At 41.4% G+C, this 25,462-nt stretch carries 15 protein-coding genes; 3 read left to right on the forward strand and 12 right to left on the reverse strand.

All coding sequences use genetic code 11. The features are described 5' to 3' along the window. From ABD943_RS00685 to ABD943_RS00710, 6 genes are all read right to left on the reverse strand, one after another. Complete coding sequence (locus ABD943_RS00685; protein ID WP_345291276.1) at positions 1 to 4,167, reverse strand: hypothetical protein; 4,167 nt, start codon at positions 4,165 to 4,167, stop codon at positions 1 to 3. Positions 4,168 to 4,261: 94 nt separating this feature from the next. Continuing rightward, the gene (locus ABD943_RS00690) at positions 4,262 to 5,101 is read right to left on the reverse strand and encodes a hypothetical protein (protein WP_345291277.1); all 840 of its coding nucleotides are present in this window, start codon (positions 5,099 to 5,101) and stop codon (positions 4,262 to 4,264) included. Next, the gene (locus ABD943_RS00695) at positions 5,091 to 7,439 is read right to left on the reverse strand and encodes a hypothetical protein (protein ID WP_345291278.1); all 2,349 of its coding nucleotides are present in this window, start codon (positions 7,437 to 7,439) and stop codon (positions 5,091 to 5,093) included. Before ABD943_RS00695 ends, ABD943_RS00690 begins: the two co-directional genes overlap by 11 nt. After that, complete coding sequence (locus ABD943_RS00700) at positions 7,436 to 10,597, reverse strand: poly-gamma-glutamate biosynthesis protein PgsC/CapC (protein ID WP_345291279.1); 3,162 nt, start codon at positions 10,595 to 10,597, stop codon at positions 7,436 to 7,438. Before ABD943_RS00700 ends, ABD943_RS00695 begins: the two co-directional genes overlap by 4 nt. A gap of 2 nt (positions 10,598 to 10,599) precedes the next feature. Beyond that, positions 10,600 to 10,959, reverse strand: coding sequence for a response regulator (locus ABD943_RS00705; protein WP_345291280.1), 360 nt, complete (start codon positions 10,957 to 10,959; stop codon positions 10,600 to 10,602). Further along, positions 10,952 to 13,183: a hypothetical protein gene (locus tag ABD943_RS00710; protein ID WP_345291281.1), complete on the reverse strand. Its 2,232-nt coding sequence runs from the start codon at positions 13,181 to 13,183 to the stop codon at positions 10,952 to 10,954. Before ABD943_RS00710 ends, ABD943_RS00705 begins: the two co-directional genes overlap by 8 nt. A 679-nt stretch (positions 13,184 to 13,862) precedes the next feature. On the opposite strand from ABD943_RS00710, the gene ABD943_RS00715 reads away from it, so the two are divergent. Further along, positions 13,863 to 14,774, forward strand: coding sequence for a pirin family protein (locus ABD943_RS00715; RefSeq protein WP_345291282.1), 912 nt, complete (start codon positions 13,863 to 13,865; stop codon positions 14,772 to 14,774). Positions 14,775 to 14,816: 42 nt separating this feature from the next. Here ABD943_RS00715 and purT read toward each other — a convergent pair whose 3' ends face one another. Further along, complete coding sequence (purT, locus tag ABD943_RS00720; RefSeq protein ID WP_345291283.1) at positions 14,817 to 15,998, reverse strand: formate-dependent phosphoribosylglycinamide formyltransferase; 1,182 nt, start codon at positions 15,996 to 15,998, stop codon at positions 14,817 to 14,819. A gap of 110 nt (positions 15,999 to 16,108) precedes the next feature. Here purT and ABD943_RS00725 point away from each other — a divergent pair, with 110 nt between their 5' ends. Beyond that, positions 16,109 to 16,462, forward strand: coding sequence for a hypothetical protein (locus tag ABD943_RS00725; RefSeq protein ID WP_345291284.1), 354 nt, complete (start codon positions 16,109 to 16,111; stop codon positions 16,460 to 16,462). After that, positions 16,446 to 17,192 (forward strand): HesA/MoeB/ThiF family protein, encoded by a 747-nt coding sequence (locus ABD943_RS00730; protein WP_345291285.1) that lies wholly within the window; start codon positions 16,446 to 16,448, stop codon positions 17,190 to 17,192. The genes ABD943_RS00725 and ABD943_RS00730 overlap by 17 nt, the downstream gene beginning before the upstream one ends. Here the strand turns inward: ABD943_RS00730 and ABD943_RS00735 are convergent. The 5 genes from ABD943_RS00735 to ABD943_RS00755 form a co-directional block, all read right to left on the reverse strand. Continuing rightward, the gene (locus ABD943_RS00735; RefSeq protein WP_345291286.1) at positions 17,189 to 18,124 is read right to left on the reverse strand and encodes a zinc transporter ZntB; all 936 of its coding nucleotides are present in this window, start codon (positions 18,122 to 18,124) and stop codon (positions 17,189 to 17,191) included. The genes ABD943_RS00730 and ABD943_RS00735 overlap by 4 nt on opposite strands. Further along, entirely contained in the window at positions 18,124 to 19,035 is a 912-nt protein-coding gene (locus ABD943_RS00740) for a mechanosensitive ion channel family protein (RefSeq protein WP_345291287.1), read from the reverse strand. The genes ABD943_RS00735 and ABD943_RS00740 overlap by 1 nt, the downstream gene beginning before the upstream one ends. Positions 19,036 to 19,152: 117 nt before the next feature. Further along, complete coding sequence (locus ABD943_RS00745) at positions 19,153 to 21,342, reverse strand: carboxy terminal-processing peptidase (protein WP_345291288.1); 2,190 nt, start codon at positions 21,340 to 21,342, stop codon at positions 19,153 to 19,155. Between the two features lie 179 nt (positions 21,343 to 21,521). Next, positions 21,522 to 22,700: an acyl-CoA dehydrogenase gene (locus tag ABD943_RS00750; RefSeq protein WP_345291289.1), complete on the reverse strand. Its 1,179-nt coding sequence runs from the start codon at positions 22,698 to 22,700 to the stop codon at positions 21,522 to 21,524. A gap of 185 nt (positions 22,701 to 22,885) precedes the next feature. Further along, positions 22,886 to 25,360: a S8 family serine peptidase gene (locus ABD943_RS00755; protein ID WP_345291290.1), complete on the reverse strand. Its 2,475-nt coding sequence runs from the start codon at positions 25,358 to 25,360 to the stop codon at positions 22,886 to 22,888. Positions 25,361 to 25,462: the final 102 nt, after the last annotated feature.

Consider the following 25,462-nt stretch of genomic DNA (forward strand, 5'->3'; position numbering starts at 1 on the left):
TTAATTCCTTTGTAAAAAGTCATAAGTTGAAATTCCTGAGAATACTTTTTCAGATGGCCTTAGAGCATTGAGGTAGTTACCTTGATGATCTGAGTAGCGTATACCAAGGTAAAAGTAATCCGACTTATCCTCTATATCTCTGACATAATCTGCGTATAAAGTCAGCATGTTCTCCTGCGTTTGGTAAATATTCCAATCCAAATTTACTTGGAGTTGTGAGGAACTAAACTGTTCAGCTCTAAAGTCATCACTAAAATAGAGCTTGTTTCGTATTCTGGTTGAGTAATAGAAAGCATTTATTTTTCCGCGTAAGCCAAGTTGAGTGCTGAATTGATCGACTGAGAAAAGGTCGGCATTAGACTTTACACCAACTCCAGCGAAAGTATGAAAGTCTACATAAGGCTTTAGTACAAGCTCAGAGCTGAAGCTTATCTGCTTATCATGGTTTTGCTTATAATCACTCCAAACAAATGTTGGATAATCATTACGAGGGTCGTTAATTTGATTGAAGTTTTTTCTATAGACTAAGGAAAGCTCAGAATTAAAGGCTGCCCAGTCATTATAGTCATAATTTTTACCTAAGGTGGCTTCCCCACTAAAGATAAATGAGCCGCCAAAGTCACTGTTATAGTACCACCCGGAGAGGCTAAAGAGTTTGTAAAAATAGTCTTCTCTAGAGTGATCGTCATACAATAGTTTGGAGTTTAAAGCTTGGTAATCGCTGGAATGATAAAGACCAAGATTTAGCCCTTGATATTGATTATCGTCTTCTCTGTGACGTAACCGATACTTTACTGCCTGAAAACTTTCTAAATCGCTGAATGAGGATTCTTGGTCCAACGTTCCTTGAGTTCCTGTCTCTAGCGATAAGTCTTGATAGTACAGGCCTGCACTCCGATCAACTGTTAGCGGTAACTCTGCCACCATATCGACTAATTTGGTTTCGTCGGAAAATAATTGTTTATTTGGGTCATAAAGGTAATCGCCATACTTTCCAGTGTACCTGTTGTCAATATGACCAGTATAAGTGAGCTCATAGAGTTTATAATATCGACTGGAATTTAAGTTAAGCTGCGAACGATTCAAGCCATATTTAACAAGTGTTGTTCCATCTGAGTACTCGACAAGTTTATAAATGTTACCAGGGTAATTTCTGATATAGTCAATGACATCGTTACTTTGATAAAAACGCTGTTCGGTTCTGTTATCAAGGTTTTCTATTTGTAAAAAAACATCACTCACATCAACCGAAGGTTTTAGCCAGAGCTTTAACTCAGCAGAGTGTGATGTAATGGTGAAGTTAGCTTTATTTTGCTTTGGGTTTAACGCCACTTCTCTGACTTTGCCATTCCCAGTTTGGTATAAAATGGCTATGTCCTGACGCATGTTTTTGTATAGCTGAGGGATATATGCTGAAAAACGAAGCGTTTTACCTATATCGTACCGAGATAGATTAATAGCTAGCCGGGACTGATTCGATAAATAATACCGTGGTATTTTTGTATCGCTCAGCGCTAGTAAACTTTGTCCTCGCTTAGATTTAGGCAGGTAATCAGTCGTAGGAATAATAAGCATATCTCCCGTTGACAGATCGGGGACCTCCAGCCAATCATAATAATCCATGAGATACGACTCAAAACGCTTTATTGCTCTATTCTGAGTTTGACTAACCACACTCATTATTTCTTTTGCAGAGTCTATATGGCCTTTTATCGCTTTATTCCAGTTTTGATAGAGTTTGGTATATAGTGCTAGAGGCTCACTGCTTAGCATACTATTACTGTCAGGGGCTAAATACCTCTCAAGAACAAACACCATATCGTTCGAAGATTCAAACTCAATCTCAAGGCTGTCTTCTGAGACCTGCAGATACACAAAGTCGTGAGTTCCAATATATACACTGTTACCAAGTGTCCAGTTTTGCGACGGAAAGCTTGAGAGTGGGACGTCTAACTCAGTGTCACCCAAGTGAACTTTTAAAGTTTGCCGCGCGTCAACATCTGAGTCTTCTGTATAAATTTGGGCAATTTTAATACGGTAATGGCCCGGGTTATTAACCGGTATTTTAGTAGCTATATTAGCTTTCAGAGAATAATATTGCCTGTAGATATCATTCTCGATTGAATGAGCAACTTTAGTGTCACCCAATGCATATGGATATTCATAATAGTGCGCATACATTGGGGGGGTTATCTCACCGTCTGTGTTCTTAAACAACTCTTCTACTTTATACTTAGCTTCACACTCACTAGTAGAAAGGTAGTCACGATACACTTCACAGTAATTATTAAGCGTTACCTGGGAAATGTTAGTGTGTTGAATCTGAAGAGTGTTTAAGCCGGCAAAGAATAAAGCGTTTTCAAACTGATGGGTGAGATAATAATACTTTACCAGTTCCAACAATGTCGACTTTTTAGGTTTTTTAATGAACAAGTACTGAGCTACAGCTAAGCCATTATAATAATTTTCATCATCAATAAGGCTATCGTAAAGTGTGGTTAACAGGTCTTCTGATAAGGCCTCTTTAGCGTTGTTTACGACAAAATACATCAAGTAGTCACGCTGAAGACTGAAACTGGGTTCGTTAAGTTGTTTAAGTTTATCTAAGACCTCTCTAGCGCTGACATTGGCTTTATAATCAGGGTTATAGTACTTGGTTTCAAAATCATCTTCAGCAGTATAAAAGCGACTTAAATGCTGATAATAGCTTTCAGCTGACTGGCACTCATTCGACTGATACGACTGAACACCAAGTTTGTTATTATTATAAGTTGCTATAAAACAATCTATGCTCAAGCTGTCTCTACTCAACTGCTCGGTTGTGTCTAGACTTTTCTTACTTTCTAAAACAGACAGATCTGCAAAGAGGTTTTCTACATTACTTTTTATGCTGTAGGCCTCGGTCTTACCAATAGGCAATGTTAAGTATTCGCTAGTAAAGTTCGCAGTTGTATCTTGGTCTACATCACTCTCATTTATCAACAAAGGAGCTTTTGAAAACTTTTTGAAGAGCGGGTCAAATGTTAACTTTAGAGTTTTACCTCTCCCTGCCTGAATATCGATAATGGCATTAGTCTCAAAGCTTTCTGGAGTTAGTAGGTCCAACTTCAATTGGGACTTCTTCGAATCGACATTTTCGTAAGTGATAGTATTATCGAGTTCATAGAAGCGCTTTCGAGTGTAAAAATCGTGATAGTTTTCAGGCTCAACAATTATTGGGTTGTTTAACTTTTGATCGTAGCCTCTCTCTACTCTCTCCTGCCGTGCGGAATAGGCATCTTTAAATGACAAGTTGGTTGAGTCAAGTGGAGAGTAAGTTTTATAAAAGGTGCCATCTTTGATAGCCGACAAACTACTCAATGGATAACGTTCTGTAAAAGCTTCAATCTCACCAGTCAACTCGTTCCTAAAAGACAATTCGTTATAGGATAAGATCAGATGCTGTAATCTCTCCTGCTCGTCGAGAAGATCATCTATATAGCTCGTCATGTAATTAGAGGTATGCAAATAATCTTCAGTAGAAAGAGAGTCAAAGTTGACAAAAATAGACTGGCTAGCGCTGAGGGTTAATATGTCTCCAGATTCTACTTTCAGCAAGGTACTATGGCTTTGACTGAATCTTTTATGCTGAAAATGCCTTCTATAGTCCCACTCTGCTGTGTAATAGTAATCATCGAGAAGTGCATTGGTCTTAATATTTAAAAGGTAGTCTTGTCTGCTTTTGCCATTCCTGATAGCGCCAGTCAGATCCATGTAGTGGTTGATTTTAATATAGCCGGTGAAAGGTACCGTCACTTCAACACTGCTATCAGCTGCTAGAAAAATCGATTTTTGCAAACCATTGTGGTGTAAAAACTCATGCTTTATATAAGGCTCGTCTGATAATAGTATAGGATGAAATGCACTAAAGACTGACTGACGCTTATCTGAGAGTTTTTCTAACGTAAAATTATCCTCGTTGCTTACCGTTAATCGTAACCAAGCCCCTTGATGAGTAGTTTTAAAGTAATGATATTCGTTTTCACCTACCTTAAAGAGCGATGCCTCGTGGAAAAAACCTGAACCGGAACTTTGAGCAGCCCTGATGGTTCCATCGGTTTTAAACCTAACAACACTTCGGGCCCCTATGTAATAATAGACTTTGTTGGTCTCAGTCTCGGAAATCACTGTATACTCTGAATCATCAATTTCAACCCAGCGATAGTCCGTGGTCGCTTTTAAAAGCGAAGCAAACATTAGCAAGCCATAAAAGATTAAGGACTTAACCTTCATGCATGAGTTCCCCTAAACAAGCTCTAAACGACTTGGAGCGTTCTTTGTCTGATAAAAGCCCTATTCTTGTTTCATAACTGAGCTCAACTTGAATGAACTTGTCGCTAATCCCCTCTGCGCGCACCGACTTATTCAAAAAGTTCTGAGTTCCCCCGAGTTCTGAAACGTTCGTACCGTATAAGTACACGTTTTCAAATCTGCTATCAAGACATTGATAGAGTTTTTTGGTGGCGTCAGAAGCCATCGAGTGACCTGAGCTAATAATCATATCCGCCTGAAGCCCTGCTTCAGTCTGCCTCTTCCCCCTAGCGAACCCATGGAGCTGTATAGCGATAAGCTCTTTGTTTTCTATCATTAGGTCGAGTGCAACTTTATTCAGCAACGTTGGATCCGTTGATGAGTCTGTAACGGCCCTTGAAATAGACGCCATATAGCCGATGGTATGCGACATTCCGCTCATTAGGTTGAGTAGTATCTGACCAGTGAAAAGGTCATTGTGTGTGTGTGTAGCCTGTAAAAACAACTTTGGTTTAGACGGGCCTTTACCCAGTAAAAAATAACCTTGATGACGAGAGCTGGATAAGTAAAGGCAGGTTAATTGTTTATGGTCAGTAAACTCAAAGCCTTCTGTAGAAAAGCTGGTATATAAATCATTCACAGCTTGCAGTTGTTCGGAGGTGGCCTTTTCAAAAATTCTACCAGGAACCTCTGAGCCACAATCACCAAGCGGTGCCGGTTCGAATGTTTTATTATCCATTAATAGAACAAACGATAGACCTGTAAGCAGCAGAAGTAATATTAGTGCTATGGCATAGTGTTTATTGCTCATAATAATACTCTCTTGTTATTTCATTACCGCCGTAGTGGCTAAGAGACAAGCTTACATAGCATTCCTCACAATCTTTGGTTGATACCTCGAGGCTGTAATCACCCAAATCAAGGTCATCATTTAAGACAAAAAATTGACGCTCATAAAGTATGCAGCCTTCGCATTGCGATAAATTTGCTATGCTTTCCGATGTGCTCAAGCTCGTGTCATCGTAGATAATTTTCAAATAGTCGGTGGTGGTAAGTGTATTGACGCTACCAGTTTTGCTTTTTAACTTTAGACTAAGTGTTTTCTTGCCGGCACTGGTAGCTAGTAACTTTATATTAATAAGTTGCTTATACTGTTGTAAACGCTGAATCTTAAAGCTCATTTGGTCTTGAATTTTAATGAAGTCAGACCAAGACACTTTAGTATCTGTCTCACGGATGAAGTTAAGATAATAACGATAGTTGCCATCCGCGTTGATACGGTACTGCTGAACTGAACCGTTAGGAACTCTAGGTAAGTGAACGACGGTGAATGCTTTTTTAGATTTAAAACTTAAGTCGCGACCAGCCAATCTAACACTGCCTGAAGGGTTTTCTTTATCACCGATAATGATTAACTTGGGATTAATCATTTCTTTGCCAGTAGCGTTGATATCTTTAAAGCGTATCTGTCCACGAAGAGTAGGTACTCGGTAATAAGAGTTACCGGTAAAGCTTGTATCAGAAGGCTGCTCAGCCAATAAAGCAACCCTTTTGGAGATTGTGCTCGTTTCAGGATAGAGTCTTTCAAATTCTGTTTCTTCAGTCTGTGACAATCGATACTTATCGATTTGTTCTACCGGTATGTACCCTTTGTTCCTCAGTAAAGACAAATGCTCCGAGCTCTTAATTGCCAGCCAGTCTTTATAAATAATATTAGAATCGGTTTCTTTTGTATTGATAACTTTCAAGCTCGGGACGGTCGAGAAAGTATTATAAAAAGCGATCAGGATTGGCTCATAACGTGTTTTAAGTGTAATTTCAATCGGAGCAAAGTCACTTGGCGTAACATCAAGTACCGCCCGGTTAGATGTATCAATGATACCCTCTTCTGAGTGGATACTGAAAGGGGCGAAAGGGTCTTGGCGATAATTTCCTTGGAAGCGCTCATAACTCCTTTCAGTACGTTTAGAACCTGCGTACTGCACATGAATATCGTACTCACTCACAGAAGAAGCACCAATAATTTCAGCCTTAAACCTTTGTCTCTGCCCCGGAATTTGAGTGGTGCTATAGCTAATTAAGGCACCCGGCTTTAAATAATAATAGTAAACACTTAAATCTGGTCGTTCAATATTCTCGTTATCGTCAGTCTCATTCAATACAAACCCAATCGCCCGGGAAAAGGTAATTTCGTATTTTCCAGGCTCAAAAGAGATGAGCTTTCCGGATGATAAAGTCAACTCACGACTGGACTGCTGTCCATCAAGCGACTGGTGGTTTAGCAGAGCTTTTACCGGGGCTGGAATTCCTTCTATACTGTTAAATTCGAACGATCCAGTCGTTGTTGATAACACATTAAAAGTATAGGTATTCCCTTTCGGCAAATACACAAATCGAAGATCAAGCAGCTCTAGACGGCTTAGTGGGACTAATGAGCTCCGTTCCTTGTACTCATAGAGGTCAGCCACTTGGATAACTTCTTCTGATGAAATGACAGGTGAAATTCGACTCCAAAGATTGCTATACAAATTATGAATTTCGGTACTTGATAGCTTCTGTACGTCAAAGGGGTAACTTTTAGCCAGTTTTTTCTTCTGCGCGATAGAAGTTCGAGACCACTCTGTTGATGAACGATTAGCCGTTTTAGACTTTTGGATAAACGCTCGGACAACATAGCTACTAAAATCACCGCTATCCACCTCTATCATTACTTCGCGGGAATTACCCAAGCGAACTTCTAACAGTCGACTACTACCAACATTCAAATCGTCATTAAACAAAAATGGATGCTTAAGTTCGTTGAGCGTAATGTCTTGATAAGGTTGTTGGGTAGAGCTTAGCTCAAACTCACTGCTGTCATCGCCGTATGAGACTTTTAGAGTATACTTGACGTCCGTTTTTTCGTTAGCATATTGCTTATCTACCAGAGGGTATATCAGCAACTTAAAATTGGTTGCATTAGAAGGCAGTTGATACTCTATAGAGTGTCCTGTCTGTGCTCTCTGAACTCTGTGAGTGGTATAGTCTCTAAGTAACTCGCGATCATCAATTTGCCTATTGGTGAAGGTTTCCTCGTAGACTGTATACAAGTAATAACTGATCGGCAATACGATCAGAAAGATCAACAAAAATTTAGCTAATATTCTCATCTAGGCGCCTCCAGCCATGTGGCGCGTAAATCCAAGAATGTACTAAAGTCTGTCCTGTCGATTTCAATGTCATTGATACTGTTAACGTTTCTCACTGCCACCAGCTGGTTATCTCTTTTGATCAATAAAAACATCTGATTAGTAGGCTGGTCAAGGAATAAGCTATAGCGATACTCATCCCTTTGTTTAACTTTAATCAGGTAAGCAATATTTTCTGTTTCAAGATAACTTTCAAGATTACGCTTTGCTGCTGCAGGGAACCGCTCGGATGATAACTCCTGCGACTCGAAGTACTGTGCAATATCGCCCTCTTGATAGGTAAACTCTAACAGTTGAAAATGTTTTCTTAACCACCATAAACTTTTATTCAGCCTCAAGCTCAGGAATAATGATGGTGATATCCAGTGAGTGAATATCGATTTATTAGCATGATAGCGAAGTTGATTTGTCAGACTATTGCCACTAAACATTAACTGGATATTATCGGTGCTACTGAATTCAATACTTAAGCCGGTGAGCATAGATTGTAGCCTTTGCCTCACTTCTTGGCTTTCATTGATTTGCAAAGTGTTGCTATCTTCTGTGATGACCACATCATTACTTATATCATGCTGATCACGATTAAAAGTCCTAATAAGATGAGCTACGCGATATGACAAGGTTTCTTCGTTGAACAGCAGGTAATGAACAATACCAAACAAATGGGTCGGGTTTTGAATACTGAGTAAGTTTGAACTTCCATCAGTATTAGTAAACGAATGGGCGCCAGCAATAAGTAATGCCCTTGCGTTTGATGTATCAAACAAAGACACGCCATATTCGTAAGTCCCTAGCTCTAAAAGTGGACGAGGCACTTCAATTACATCATCCGAATCACTGTTTAGCGCAAAAACGTAAAGACCCCAATGTTTTTGGCGTTCATCATTATCAATTTCACTTAAAATTAGGTACTCCTTGTTTTGTCTATCGTACTCGTACAAGGTGTACTGGTAGTTAAATATAGAGGCTAAAGAATTTAGTTTTTGCAACGCCAAAAAGTCACTCTCAGTCCAGTCACTTTTGGCTTTCTCCAACAACGGTTTTACGGGTTCCAGAATCTCATCATAAAAAAAGTTAAGTTCGTACTCTTTGGGTACTCTGTATGATTCGCTGTTACGACGAGAAATAGCCAATTTATTACTGTAAAGTTCTTCAAAAAGGTACGACTTAATGCTGAGGTTGGTATCCAATGTCTCAACATCAGCCAGGTTATGAGAAGCAAGAACATTTAACTTTGAAGCCACTCTTCTATCAATCAATAATTCGATGAAAGGAACGTCTGACATACGACGCTGCTGATTTTTAAACTGAGGTGACTTCCATAGCACCTTTGGAGAGTTCAGTAACTCGCTCAGACGATGAAAATTTAGCCCTACTGGAATATCACCCCTTACCCACATATAAGAATTTCCTGCAGAAGTAACCGTATCATCAAACTTTCGTGCCGTTAGTAATAAATCAGACGTTGTCGAGGTTCTCAGCTGGAGAATGGCTCGTTTGTTAAGGGCATTGTGAAACTGATTAAAAAATGTACTTGAGCTCAGTAGGTCATCAGAAGAACCATCGCCATTGACTGCATGTGGATTGCTCGAAATGGCGAGATATTTAACATTGGTCAACTCAAAAAGTGAGAAGATAGAGTCAAATGACAATCGTTCATCAATCCCTCTAGGCGATGACAAAATAATGTGTTGTGCCTGAGGGTTATAGTTAAGCGCAAACATACCCCTAGATACATCTCTTGCGGGGTATAAAAAAACGTAGTCCTTGTAGGTAGCTATTCTGTAGCCAAAGTCATTAATAGAGATAAGCATTTCATCGCTTATCTGCTCTGGATTATCAAGCCTAGAAAGCTGGTTAATGACGTCACTGAATAAAAATAATTCTTTAGGCGTCGGCTGAACGACATAGTCTTCAGACTTAACTTCATAAAACTGTAGTTTCTTTTCATTGAACCATGAACTGAAATTTTCGATAGGATGCGGTTCTATAATGATCTGCTCACTATCAGATTGTTCAATATAGTTAATCTTTGCGAAAGTTAATGAGTAACCTATAAATGTTGCTAAAATAATAGCTGTTAGTGACGTTTGCAGAGTGGCCCTGGAAATATGTATGACATACTCTTTGTCATGCATCTTAATTGCTATCAAGGTACTTAATAAGTAACCAAAAGCAAAGTAATCAGATGTTTTGGTATAAGGCGATAACCACTGCAAGTAATACGCCAAGGCGAACTTATAAAGGATGCCGATGGTAAAGAATAGGACAATCTTTTTCGCCCCAAGAAAGTTCTTATTAGCAAAAAATGGTAGCTTCATCGTAAAGACTGCGATCCCCAGAATGATGAAGGTTTCTAAAAAAGTAACTAAAATCTTCTGTGGATCATACCACTGTAAAGCTAGCAGCGAGGGGATCAAAATACCACTGTATTCCCAGCCGTACAAAAGATTCATTCGTGAAGCGATATAGGCGCAAACCAGCAGAATAATATAGCTTTTAGGGCTCGATAGGATCGCTAATGAAATCTCCTCATACATAAAGCTGAGGTTTTCGACATTAAAATTGGTCAAGTTCACCAGCACAACAGTGATGATAAAGTAAGTGATGGTAATGCCGGTTAGCGCATGAAATATTCCTCTTACAAGGCCTGTTTTCCACATCTGGTTTGCTAACAAAGCGATAACGATCAAGCCGAAACTATGAAGGTCATTTTGAATGCTTAAAGGTTCTCCTGTGTATTCTGATATTTCTGCGGATAAATATGGGAATAACGTTGAGTCAAAAATAAGTCTGACAATAACGCTGACCAGAATAATCAGAAAGAATCGATCCCGTCCAAAAAAATGACTTAACTTGAGCTGTATGGTCAATCTGTCGCTGATGTAACGGCTAAGAATATAGGTGACGATCGCCTCGAATATAACAACCCAGAACGATACTGGCTTAACAATCAATAGCGGAACTAGATAGCCAGGAACTACTAAGCCAGATAAGACCCAGCCAAAGCGTAAATTAAAGAAGGCAACAACTAAAACACCAATCCAAACAGTAATGACCAGAGAGCTGGATAAGCTCCCTTCAGGAAATAGGTTTAGTGGGAATAGTGATTCAAGCACTCCTAGCTGCCTATAAGTTTTGTGATTTCAAGCGTCAATCGTTCCGCTGACATCGGCTTTTGTATAACACAGTCAACATGAACCCCCTTCTTCTTTAGTTGACGTTCTGCATGATACTCTTTAGTTATGATGATAATTTTTATGCGAGGTTTTATCTCTTTAATGACATTTAGAAGTTCGAAAATGTTAACGCCTAGAACGTGTAACTCAGAAACTACCAACTCGATATTTTCAGTTTCAAGTAATGACTCGATATTAGCAGCCTGGTTCTTAATAATCGCTTCATGCCCCATTCGCGAGCAAAGCTTCTCGAGTAGATGAGCAATATTTTTGTTTGACTCTAGTATAAGAATCTTACTCATACAAACTCCTTATCACAGGCAAAGTGATCTCAATACTTGTACCCTCTCCTACTACTGAGTCTACGGCTAGTTTGCCACCATAAGAACTAATTTGCTCCACAAAATAGGCGTATTTATTACCGAACTCCCCACTAAAGCCATCAGCGTCAGATGTTTGATTAGCGAGCAGACCATAACCCTGGCTATCAAAGTGAACGATAACGTTTCCTACATCATCAGTTCCTTCTTCAGGAACCGACTCAGACAGCATGACTGTTAGCGTTGAGTTTACGATCGAGTCTGAATAAAGCGTATCTAAGCAGAACTCCAATACATCCACGAGGAAGTAATAGTCAGTTCGTACTTTAGACATAACATTAGGCGCAGTTTTTTCAATGAGAATATGCTTTTGAACAAACGTATCTTCTTTAGTCGATAACGCTTTATTCACTAAACGCAACACATCAACAGGGTAAGCACGTTTTCGGATAAACTTATTAATCTCAACGTTCAACTCGCTTGGGGCTTTAAGGCCAGCTGAAGAGTCAATCAACGAGTCAACGGTGCTTGATAGATCTGTTCCGGAATCATCTACGGCAATCTTCAAGACTGTTTCAGTTAACTTATCCTTGAATTCAGCGTTCAGAGCATCAAGATAACCATTTCGGACATCCCGCATTTCTTCAATGTTTAGAACCCTGACAAAACGAAGCAGTATACCCGAGTAAATATCAGCTTCTTGACCAAAGTAACTTAACTCCAAGACATATGAAATTTGCCCCCATGTTTCATCAAAAGGCAAGGTTATCTTGCTTTTTTCAATTGACAGTTGTATCAAACTTTTATTTAGCGAGTCCCTATCAAGACCTGTCAATACGGATAGTAAATTAATTAAGTTGAGATCATACAGGTTAATTTTGTAAGCAATGGCAATTTTTATAGCAACCTTGTTAGCGTGCAAGATTTTGCCATTTGAGTCATAAATAGCATGAGCTTCAGTATTGGCATCAAAAGCTCGTTTAATCATTGAATACTCGTTAATAAACTTGTCACAAGTAAACCTGATGTGTCGACCGTAATCGTCCTCCTTTTTCTGCACCCGGTTAACATTCAAGTACTTTTTATTAGCTGACAAAGCAACGGGGATGAAGTCGTCGGCCAAATGCTTTAAGTGATGCTTGCGAGACTCCAAATAGAAATAGGTGTTTTTACCTGTACCGGCAGATGATGGTTTCTTGTAGTGAAGGATGAATGCTTTATTTTGAGTAACCTGAACCGGGTAATGCTCAAACTCGTCCAAGTTATCCTGTAAATCATCCAACACCCTATATATAGCGCCTTCGCTAAGTTCGTAGAAATAGTACTTATCCCCTACCTCAATGCTCATGATTAATTTATTAATATCATGTAACTGCAGAAAGTACTCAAGAAACTCAATTAAGAACTCATTTGAGCCATGGCTAGTTCTGGTGATGTTTGTTGTGTTGGATTTCAAGACTGGAAACAGTCTGCGACCAATAATATTTTTGGTTATGGCATCCTGGTCAAACCGGTTTGGCATAAATATTGCCGGTGTGATAATCGATACCAAGAGTCCCTGAATAGGAAAGTAGATATTGCTGACATTAAGCAGTACATAAGACCCAATAACTGCAAACCCACACAACAACGAAGTGACTTTTATTAGCGATGTTGTCGCCAAGGATAAAACGAGAAGGCTTACCCCCGCCGCTAAAATGACTAAAAGAGGGATGCTTAAAAGTGGGTTGGGAGTCACTATCGGCTTATTATTAATAACCGTTTCGAAAAGATAGCCTATATAGTGACCATAGTTTGTGCTTCTGGTATCGGTCAAAGGCGTTGGGATCACTGTATTATGTCCAGCGATGAACAATACAGACTTCCCTTCGAATAAAGATGGCGCTAACGACTTATCTAAAACGTCCTTGTAATGGACCGTTGGCAAAAAACTACTGCCGTATTTATAGTCGATAAGGATGGAGGCGTCGGTTGAAAACTCAAAGTTTCTACCGGCTTCCAATACAATGTCATTACTTAGAGATATCAGGTTGGGCTCATAGCTAATCAGCAAACCATCAATATAGTTTGGTAAGTTCATCGAGAATATCGATAAGCCTTCGAGATCCTGGTATTGCTCTACTTCTAAACTATCATTCCCTGCTCGAGACCTCTGCTGAACAATTTTAAGCCTATCTAACTCTCTAAAGTAATTTCTATTGGCCATAAGGTCTGGTTGGACCCCAAAAACATAAATGTTTTGGTCAGTCCACTCTGTCAAGGTACGTAAGGATTCTTCCAAATCACCTGCCGATAGTCGGTTATCATCAACCCTGACGGTAATGGTTTGAAATTCAAAGTCACTGACAAAGGAATATTCTTGGAATAAACTTAAGAAATACGTGTTTATACTCGTGAATAGGCCACTTAAGCCCAAGGTCCAAAGAACAACTAGGGTAACTGCCAGTTTTTGTAGTTTTTCTTTCTTAATGCCCGTCGCTCCAGGAAATCACGTCTCAATCAAATATTATCATAATAATCAGATAGTTAAATGTATTTTTTTGTAATACTTAATGCGATCTTTTATTGGCTGTATAGGAAGCGCATCTTATTATTAATGATTACTCATCTTACCAGTATCTAATTGGTTATGTGAATACTCTGTGAAGCCTTATAAACAAATAATCACAAGCCGAACATACTCGTCATAAAACACTGGTTGTCCACAAAAATCGTTGATAAGCCTGTGGAAAAGTATCAGCAAGTCATGATTGTGGACTTTTAGTGAGTATGGTCATTTTTAACTCACTTCATAATGCCGGGGATTGATACCGGATATGAGTAATTGGTATTAGAATCGTAGGTCTAACCTTGTTATTTTGGAATCAATCAGCTGGGAGAATATTATGAGCAACCTACTCCAATCAAAACCTGATGCCGAATGCACGGATCAACCCTGTAGCAGCATCAAACAGATTATCGAGCCCAAAGAAAAAGATTTAGGCGGCTTTTGTGTGCGCAGACTTTTTCCAGCAGTAGGCGCTAAGTCAGTTGGTCCCTGGGTTTTCTTTGATCACATGGGCCCCGCCACATTCTCTCCCGGCGATGGCGTTAACGTCCGTCCTCATCCCCACATAGGTATCGCCACCGTGACCTATGTATTTGAAGGTGAGATACTTCACCGAGACTCTTTAGGCAGCTATCAAACGATAACGCCTGGAGACATTAATCTTATGGTTGCCGGTAAAGGCATTGTCCATTCCGAGCGCGAGCGTCCAGAAGTTACGCAATTACCTCATGAACTTAATGGTTTGCAGTTATGGATGGCATTACCGATCGACAGTGAAGAGATTGAGCCTGAGTTTCACCACTATCCTTCCTCAACCATTCCCACAGTAACATTAAATGGCATAAAAGTTCGTGTCATGATGGGAAGTGCTTACGGGGTTAAATCGCCAGTGAAAACCTTTGCAGAAACCCTATATTTAGAGTGCTTACTAGAGCCTAAAGACAGCTTGCCTATGCCCAAAGCCGAAGAGTTAGCTGTTTATGTTGCCAAAGGAGCTATAGAGATTGATGGCGTAGTCGTCGAAGAGTATTCAATGGCGGTATTAAACCCTACAGAGAACCTTGAGATTAAGTCTCTTAACAGCAGCCGGGTCGCTATTATTGGCGGCGAAAATCTTGGCAAGCGTTTTATGGAATGGAATTTTGTATCAAGCTCCAAGGAGCGAATAGAACAAGCGAAGAGAGACTGGAAAGAAGGCCGATTCCCGAAAGTGACAGGCGATGAGGAGGAGTTTATTCCCCTCCCCTAACTAGTGGCATACTCTTTGGAAGTATCTAGACTATAATTGCTTCTATAAAATTACTTTCACAGAACTAGAAGCACCACGCGCTTTTGAACGTGCTTTATCAATAGAGTCAGCTTTCGCTAAAGCGACCCCCATACGACGTTTCCCTTTTACCTCAGGCTTTCCAAACAACCTTAAATGAGTATCCATATCGAGAAGAGCCTCATCAAGGTGACTAAAACTGACCTTGTCCGAATCCCCTTCTACCAATATCACTGAAGAAGCCGAAGGCCCATTCTGTCGAATGACTGGGATTGGCAAGCCTAAAATCGCTCTAGCGTGGAGTGCGAACTCTGACAGGTCTTGCGATACCAGCGTCACAAGGCCTGTGTCATGAGGTCTTGGCGATACCTCGCTGAAGATAGCCTCATCACCTTTGATGAAGATCTCAACACCAAATAGTCCTAATCCCCCTAAATCATCGGTGACTGCTTTTGCCATATATTGGGCTTGTTGCAGTGCCTGAGGTGACATGGCTTGAGGTTGCCACGATTCACGATAATCACCATCTTCTTGCGTGTGACCAACCGGCTCGCAGTAATGAGTACCATTAACCGCACGAACCGTTAGCAGCGTAATTTCATAGTCAAACTCAACAAAGCCCTCGACAATTACCCGACCTTCTCCTGAGCGGCCACCTTCTTGTGAATATTTCCACGCGGTTTCAACGTCAGATTCAGACTTGATTGTTGATTGACCTTTACCGGAACTACTCATGACTGGCTTAACCACACAAGGGATACCGACATGCTTTACCGCTTCTTGGTATTCTTCATAGGTGTCAGCAAACTGATAAGGAGACGTTGTAAGGCCTAAGTCCTCGGCTGCTAAACGACGAATACCTTCACGATCCATGGTTAAGTTAGTCGCTCTTGCTGTTGGGATAACCTTAAAACCTTCTTGCTCCAATTCAAGAAGCGTCTTTGTGGCAATAGCTTCTATTTCAGGAACGATAAGGTGTGGCTTTTCTTGCTCCACCAGCGCCCTTAAAGCTGCACCATCTAACATATTGATTACAAAGCTTTTATGAGCCACTTGCATGGCCGGCGCATTGTCGTATCGATCAACAGCAACAACCTCAACGCCAAATCGTTGAAGCTCTATGGCGACTTCTTTACCGAGCTCTCCTGAGCCGAGCAGCATCACTCTTTTTGCAGTTTCAGAAAAAGGGGTTCCAATCTTGGTCATAATAGGGCTTGTTCAGAATTTTTAGCTAGATTATCAGTCGCTAATGCTGCGTGCAACTTGTTTGGCTCTATGGTTAAATTACCCAAAATATTGTGTTCTGAGATGACTAAATGAAAGCCAGTATATTCCTTTTCTTTGTAGGCATTGCTTTACTAAGCCCAGCGACAGTTAATGCTGAAGACGCCTGCCCGGATTACCGTAAATTTGACGAAGGTAACATCATAGACTCGCTGAAATCATCCAAAACAACAACTGCTTGCGAATTACGACTGCTAGAACATGTGCGCTCTCGATTAAATACTAGTGACAAGCCTAATAAAAAACTCTTACGAGCCTACGATCGCCGTGCATCTAAAGCGATTAAAGATAATCGTCACATTACAGAGCAATTAAACCAACATGCTTCACTGCCAAGCACTTTAGCAGAACCACAACAGAAAGGTTTTTATGTTAACCCAGTCTGAATTACTACAGTACAGCCGCCATATAATTCTTCCGGAGATTGATCTGGCAGGTCAGGAATCCATTAAAAGCAGTCATATCCTTATCATTGGTATGGGAGGTTTGGGCTCACCCGCGGCATTGTATTTAGCCGCTGCTGGTGTTGGAAGTTTGACTATAATCGATCATGACACCGTTGAAACCTCTAATTTACAGCGTCAAGTTATCCATGATCTAGAGAATATAAGTCAGTCCAAAGTCACTTCTGCTGAACAAAGTTTGTCGAAGCTGTCAGCCCACTTAAAAGTGCATTCAATTCAACAAAAAGCGTCTCTTGAGCTGCTCAATTCACTGAGTGATAAACATAGATTTACAGCAGTATTGGATTGCAGCGATAATTTTGAAACGCGCTTCATGTTGAATCAATGGTCAATAGACAGTGGCATACCGCTTATCTCAGCTTCTGCAGTTGGTTTTACAGGACAACTGGCCGTCTTCAATCAATCAACAGAAAACGCGTGCTACCAGTGTCTTTACAGTCAAACAGATTTACCCGAAGGAGACTGCGAAGACCAAGGTATTCTATCTCCTGTGGTTGGCACTATGGGAACTTTGCAGGCAACTGAAGCTTTAAAGTTGATACTAGGGCTCGGTACGATGAAAAAAAGCTATCTGCTTAAGTATGATGCCTTAGCGACCGAGTTTAAACGCTTTAGTATTACAAAAGATCCTGAATGCCCTATCTGTAGCTAGTACCATTTCTTAAACTTAAACCAAAGCATTAGACCAATCGCTATCACCAAACATAATCCAGAAACAACCCAAAAAGCGTTGTTATTCTCCGTTCCTGGTAGGCCCGCCACGTTCATCCCCAACATTCCAGACAAAAATGTTAAGGGTAAAAATATAGCCGATATAATAGCCAGCACGTAAAGACGGTTGTTTTGTTCATAACCTATTTGAGTCAGCAACTGCTCTTGCAAGGCCATAGAGCGCTCACGAGATAGCTCCAAGTCTTCTAACAGTCTCGCTGTTTTATCTCGGTCATCTTTTAGCTCTTCAAGTAACTGGCGAGTTAAAAGTGGGCTCTCACAACGAATTAATTTGTCGAGTGCATCTTTTTGAGGCGTTAAGTAGCGCTTAACCGTCGCTGCCTGACGACGAAGGTTACCAAGCACACTACCCATGCAACGACTATCAACAGACTCAATCCGATCTTCCTGATAATCCAGCTCTTCCTCAAACTTTTCAAAGAAATCTTCAATTCTAATCGCAAGCCTTTCAATCAATAATGCTAAAAACTCACCCGGTGTTTTGGGGCCGATACCACTTTCCAGGTTTTTAAAGATATCTTGTAGCGATAAACTCGATCGATTACAGCTTGTGATGACTGTAGTGTTGTTCATCCACATGCGGATCGAAATCATATCTTCTGGATCGGCATCAGGATTAAGGTTTACGCCACGCAAGCAAATCAGTAATGACTCTTCATCTTGATACAGCACAGGACGTGTTTCAGCTTTCAATAACTGCTCTTTAAACACACTGTTTAGTAAAGGACTTTCATCCAACCATTCACAGTCTTCTTCAATCGAGTAATTCATCCTGTACCACCGATAAGCTCTTGGAACATCATCGGTTTCAGTAATTAATGCCCCTTTATTAGAAATGTCTTTATAGTCCATTACTCATCACCTTTCTCGCCATTATTAGGTTTTTTGCTACTCCGCTGATCACTGATTGAGATTGGGAAGTTGGCTTGGTCATCAAACTTGAAGTGCAAGTCTCTTTGCGGGAATGCAATGACAATACCCTCTTCCTTGAAGTGTTTGTTGATACTAAAGCGTATATCACTTCTGATGACGCGTAGCTCTCTAACAGCACCCACCGTCGCCCAAAACCACAAGTCAAACACCAAAGCACTATCGGCAAAATCTTCAAAGATTACCGCTGGCGCGGGATCATCGATAACAGACTCATGGTCTTTAAGAATCTTTTCAAGGATAGCTTTGACCTTTTCAATGTCGCTACCATATGCCACTCCAACTCTAACCGAAGTGCGAATATTGGGGTCAACCAATGTCCAGTTAATCAAGTTGGCTTGCAGTAAACTACTATTCGGCACAACCATATGAGCTCCATCGATCCTCTTGATCATGGTCGAACGGTTTCCAACCTCAATAACTCGTCCCAAATGCCCTTCATATTCAACGATGTCATTAATTCGCACTGGTCTTTCTGACATCAAAATCCAGCCGCTGATGAAATTGTCCATCACTGTTTTAGCGCCAAAGCCGACACCGATAGCAACTGCACCAGAAATAAAGGCAAACGCGGTCAGAGGAACGTTAAAAAAGGATAAGGTGGTGACAGTAATTAACGCCAGTAAGATAAAGAAAATAAGGCGCTTTAAGATAACCAAGTTATCTTCTGCCATTTTGAATTTCGCTAAAATTTTGCGAGTAATAAACTTCGAGAAGTAATGGCTGAATAATGCGGCAATAATAATGAATAAAATAGCCAACAATAACTGCGACAAAGTCACGTCGAACTTGTCACCAATGGAGAATAAAGGTTTAGAAAGTAATTCTTGCATAATTGATAGTCATTACAAAGTTATACCAATCATAAAATATTAATAAAACCTTGTATATAAAAAAGCCTTAACTATCTGTCAGTTAAGGCTTTTATTAATCCTACATTCAAACAAAGTTTAGATATCAGTGTTACTCTTCTCAAAAGCTGCGATTAACTCAGGCTTTGACTTAATGGTAATCAAGTCAGCGAGAATGTTTGCAGCTTCTTTCAATAACACATCAGGCTCATCTTCTTTGTTTTCATCTTCAGCTGTCTCAGCTTCTGATTCTGCTTCTTTTTCCAGCTCTGCCAAAGGCTCTAAGCCTTGCAGTTTACGCTTGATATTCTCACGCTTAAGACGTAACTCATCATTTTTTTGCTGTTTCGCAAGTCGAGTCTCATAGTTCAATGACACTAACTTGTTGTCACGCTCAACTTTGGCACGCTCAATATCATCAACAAAGAAAGAGAATTCTTCATTGCTTTCTTTGCGCTTCTCATGACGAAACTGTAGGTACGGCATAAACTGATCTAGCGTTCCAGCAGGTTGAAACTCTGCTGTTTTTATCGTATCCCACGTCAAAGCATTGTCGTAGGCACTTTCACCATATTTTTCAGGATCAAAGATGGTCGGGAACTTGATATCAGGCTGCACACCTTTATTTTGAGTACTCGCGCCTGTCACACGGTAGTACTTTTCGACAGTAAGCTTTAATGCACCAACGTTAAGCTCAGGGTTGCGTAAGTAGCGATTTAAATCCGCAACGCTTTGCACCGTCCCTTTACCAAAAGTATTTTCACCAATGATGAGGCCACGCCCATAATCCTGAATGGCACCGGCAAAGATTTCAGAGGCTGAAGCGCTAGAACCATTAACCATTACCGCTAAAGGCCCATTGTACAGCGACACGCCATCATCATCTTCGAGCACTCGCAATTGACCACCACTGCTTTGCCCTTGAACCACGGGGCCTTTATCAATAAAGAGGCCAACCAAGTCAACAACTTCGCTGAGTGAACCACCGCCATTGTTACGAAGGTCGATAATCAAACCGTCAATCGAGTCTTTTTTCTTTAACTCAGTAATTAAGCGCGCCACATCTTCGGTAGTGCTGGTTATATTGTTCCCTTCTTCACCATCACGAGCCGCAGCTTCAGAGTAAAACGACGGTAACTCGATAACTCCTAAATTAAATTTTTCACCGTTCTGCTCTACTTCAATGGTGTCCGATTTCGCAGCTTGGTCTTCAAGCTTAATCTCTTCGCGAACGATTCTGACCACTTTCGGCATACCATCACCCGCTTCGGTGAAAGGGATAATTTGTAACCGTACTATGGTACCCGCTTCGCCTCGAATCAAGTCGACAACATCATCATTTCTCCAACCAATCACATCGACCATATCACCTTTATCACCTTGAGCGACGCCAATGATCTTGTCATTCTTGTGGATTTGGCCGGATTTTTGCGCAGGACCTTTATTCACGACTGAGACAATTTTGGTAAACTGATCTTCTTGTGTCAGTACAGCGCCAATGCCTTGTAACTTTAAGCTCATGTTAATGGCAAAGTTCTCAAATCGGCGCGGCGTGTAATAGGTAGTATGCGGATCAATTGCCGAGCTGACCGCATTCATGAAATAACCAAAGACATCTTCGCTGTTGGATTGAGATAACCGGCGGATCGCAGAACGATAACGGCTTTTTAACTTGTCTTTAATTTCTTCATCCGTTTGTTCGGCAAGCTTTAGATTCAAGGCATCATTTTTGACACGCTTACGCCAAATGCCATTCAACTCTTCTTCACTTTTCGCCCAATCTGCTTCTGTACGGTCATAGGCAAAAGTTTCATCTTCATCGAATGTAATCGGCTTTTCTAACAACTCCAGAGCGTATTTGTATCGCTCACGGAAACGCTCTTCAAATATTTCAAAGAATGAGTAAGCCATCTCAAGCTTGCCGGTTCTAAGCGCATCATCGAACTTATCTTCATAAACTGATAACTGTTCAATATCGCTCTGATAAAAATAACTACGATTTGGATCAAAAGTCTTTATAAGCTGCTTAAAGGTTTCTTTTGATAATTCATCATCAAATTTGGGGTGTGAATAGTGGCTTTGCATTAATAAAAATGCCACCAAGCGTCCTGTCTCGCGGAACTTCGTTTCCGGCTCCATCCCCATACTGGCTGGAGCTGGGAAAGAATATTCTTCCTCTTGAAGCTGTGTCTCAGATTGGTTTGATGCCTTATCTGCGCCAGTATCTGCTACTGATGCAAATGAAATGCTTAACGTGAATACGGCTAGTAACCATTTTTTATCTATCATTCATTAACCTTTGTGTTTGCCACCGTCTTTCTTAATAGACTTTCTTACCTTCCTAAGGTTGCGTAAATTTACGTAAAATACAAGCCTTAGAGTGTTAAAAAGTGTGATTCCAGCCTTTCTTGTACAAAAAAAGAGCCACAAGGACTCTTTTTTGTATGAAATTCAAGCACTTTGACAGTTTACATAAAAGCCTGAATACCGGTCTGTGAACGACCAAGAATTAACGCATGGATGTCATGGGTCCCTTCATAGGTGTTGACTGCCTCTAAATTCATGGCGTGACGAATAACATGGAACTCATCACAAATACCGTTACCGCCGTGCATATCACGAGCCATACGAGCGATATCTAGAGCTTTACCGCAGGAATTACGCTTAACCAGCGAAATCATTTCTGGTGCAAAACGTTTCTCATCCATCAAGCGCCCTACACGGAGAGCCGCTTGTAATGCAATGGTGATCTCGGTTTGCATGTCTGCCAGTTTCTTTTGGAATAACTGGGTCGATGCTAATGGCTTGTTGAACTGCTTACGATCCAAACCGTATTGACGCGCAGCATGCCAGCAGAACTCAGCAGCGCCCATAGCACCCCAAGCAATACCGTATCGAGCACGGTTCAAGCAGCCGAACGGCCCTCGTAAACCTCTAACCTCAGGGAACATGTTTTCTTCAGGGACAAAAACTCCATCCATCACGATTTCGCCTGTGGTTGAAGCGCGTAGCGAGAATTTGCCATCAATTTTTGGAGCCGACAAACCTTCCATGCCCTTTTCGAGGACAAAACCACGGATATCGCCTTCATCATCTTTACCCCAAACCACAAAAACGTCTGCAATCGGCGAGTTGGTGATCCACATTTTTGTGCCGCTCACTGAATAACCACCTTCTACTTTCTTGGCGCGGGTTTTCATGCTTGCAGGATCTGAACCGGAATCAGGCTCAGTCAAACCAAAACAACCGACCCACTCGCCTGTAGCGAGCTTGGGTAGATATTTTTCTTTTTGTGCTTCAGTGCCATACTCATTGATTGGGTGCATCACTAAGCTTGATTGTACTGATAAAGCCGAACGGTAACCTGAGTCAACGCGCTCTACTTCACGCGCGACAAGACCGTAAGCAACGTAAGATGCGCCAGCACAGCCATAGCCATCAATCGTAGAACCTAACAAGCCAAGCTCACCCAACTCGTTCATGATTTCACGATGGAAGTGCTCGTGGCGATTAGCTTCAAGGACACGAGGCATCAACTTGTTTTGGCAATAGTCGCGAGCAGTATCACGGATCAGCCTTTCTTCTTCAGTCAGCTGGTCGTCTAGGAGCAGGATGTCATCCCAATGTTCTAATAAGGCTTTAGACATATTCGTTTTGGTTCTAATAAATGTTGAATGGAATATACGCAATCTTAACAAATTTAACCAGTCCATAACTACTGGTCTGATGAGAGTGTCTTTTAACTGCTTATATTCAGACAAAAGCCAGCTCGAAAGCTGGCTTGTAAGGAATAAAAAGTCCGTCCTTGGATAAAAGCCTCCCACTGGAGATCTTAATTCATCGACAAGTAATAACGACTCATCGCTACAGCAAATTCAGCGCGTGTCATCAATTCTTGAGGATTGAAATGGGCAATGATAGTCGGTTCTAGATCGAACGGTCCTTGCTCAATGCTAAAACTCACGCCTAAGACACCTCGATCGATTGCATGCTGTACATAATGCTTCAAACCTTCTGGCACCATGTCTTGATCGGCAATCACTACGCGCTGATCACGATAAGCAGCCGTTAAATTTTGACCGTCATAGCTTGAATTGACGCCTTCTAAACTGAGCGACTGCATCAGTGAGTATGCCGCATCAAGCTTGCTGACTTTTCCTTTAGGGTCAAAGCTTGAACCACTGGCGGCCATCACTGGAGACTGAACCTGCGCTCTGTCTTTTAGTGCACTACCGGTTTGAGTCACGGCATTTACACTCGCTGCTTGTTCAGTTTTAACGTCGGTGAAAACTTTATCTGCGGCGTTGTTCGACTGACGAATACCCGCGCCAAGCGTTAAGTAATCAGCCATCTGTGCACGCGTGATTAAATTGTCAGGTTTAAAGCCTCTTGAGGTGCTGTCCACTAATTGCTCACTGACCGCATGCTCAATGAAGCTTTGAGCAGGGTGGCCAACCACATCATCTAAGCCAACAAAACCATCAGTGCGAATCATTTTAATGTTTGTTTCAATAGTGTCAGGCGCTGCATAACCGTTTGTCGCATCAACTGGGTCAACGTCCATGCCAGAAATGCCGCCAATACCATTAGCTTTAATAGTCCAAGTACCTGCTTCACCTGGAGCCACAACCGCAATGTTCTCACCCAATACTGGTAGCGCAATGCTAGAACCATATCGCTTACCTGATGGGCTAAATAACGATAGACCCACGGTGTTATCGGAAACACGAGCACTCGCCATCACCAAAGAAATATCGCTTTCAACATTGAAAGTCTCACCCGCATTTTCACCTACTGGCGAAAATGGAACACTTAGCGGAAACTCTCCTGCTAGCGATGTTAAAGAGCGTGCATTAAAATCACGTTCAATTTTTGTCGTCTGCCCGAAGTCTTGGCTTTCGCTTAACACCGCTTTAACAGCCGCATAGGCATTCACGTAACCAGCGCCAGCTTCCCACGGCTCAAGTCCTGGCATATTCGTAGCAGTTTCTTGCAAGATACGCTTAACGTCACGCCAGTCCATAGACGGATTGGCTTCTAACATTAATGCCACGATGCCTGAAATATGAGGCGCAGACATTGAAGTGCCGCTTGAATGCGTATAGTAAGGAACTTGTGACGCTGGTAATGCTTCAACATCACCATCAATGCTCAGCCAAGAAGTACTACCTAATGACGCACGAGCTGAAGCAATATCAACACCCGGCGCAGTGATAGTTGGGCGATCGACCCACTCAAAAGTCTCACCATCAATCTCAACGGTGCCACCCTTGCCTTTCACACCACGAGAACTAAAGTCAGCTAAGTTACCGTTTTTATCACCCGCAGCCACAGTCACAACCCATGGTGCTTTTTTAAAGTTACCGGTAATAGTGCCTTCACCGTTGCCAGAGTTACCTGCTGAGAACACCACAATAACGCCATTATCGCTTAACTTTTTGGTAATAACGTTGGTTGGGTGATCAGGGTTAAAGTCAGAACCTACATCACCAGTACTGCCGAATGAATTTGAAATAACACGAATGTTATACTCGAATTTATGGCTTAAGGCGTAGTCAAATCCACCTAGCGTATCGAGGATGAAAAGCCCTGCGCCCGAACCATAACCAATAATTTTTGCACCCGGAGCAACGCCTTCTTGCTCACCATTAGACATGCTGCCGTTACCGCCGACAGTTCCCGCTACGTGCGTACCGTGACCGCCACCGATATCCGTGTTAGCAACATCTTCTTGATAAGTAATTGGTGCAACGTCACTGAAAGAACGAAGGTTCGTTTGAGCCAATACGTTTTGTACAACATGGTTTGGGTATTTCAAATCTGGATGAGTGCCGTCAACACCAGAGTCATTGACCACAACACCAATACCACGTCCCGAAAATGGTAAGCCTTGGCTACGAAGACTGCTGTCTGCACGCAAACGATCAACGCCTGTTATTTCAGTAGCACCTTGGTTTTCATAAGAAAGCTCTGAATTGTGCCAAACGGAGCGTACATCATCACGCTCATAAATAGCTTCGATTTGCGACTTGGTAGCTAACAAACCAATAATCGGTACATTCTGTAAGCTAATACCAGTAGTCACTCCAAGCTGCTCTAAAGCATTTAACTGAAGTGGTGTCGCTGGACCATCACCTTCAAACGTGACAATAACCTCAAACACTTCAGCTTCTGATGCTGTAGGTAGCATCTCACTCAATTGAGGACCTAAAGATTTTGCTGACAAGCCTAACGATGTTACTCCAAGCCCTGCTGCAAGCATGGCCGCTTGTAACGGTTTTGATTTAAATATTGATGTTTTTTTCATGTTTTTTCACCCATTTAGTCATTACAAAATGAGGATGCCATGAAATAAGGGAGGTTGAATATCGGGGAAACCCCCTAGAATTATGCCTGCTTTTACCTAGTT

Origin of the sequence: Kangiella marina, assembly GCF_039541235.1 — a bacterium.
Classification (GTDB): Bacteria; Pseudomonadota; Gammaproteobacteria; order Enterobacterales; family Kangiellaceae; genus Kangiella; species Kangiella marina.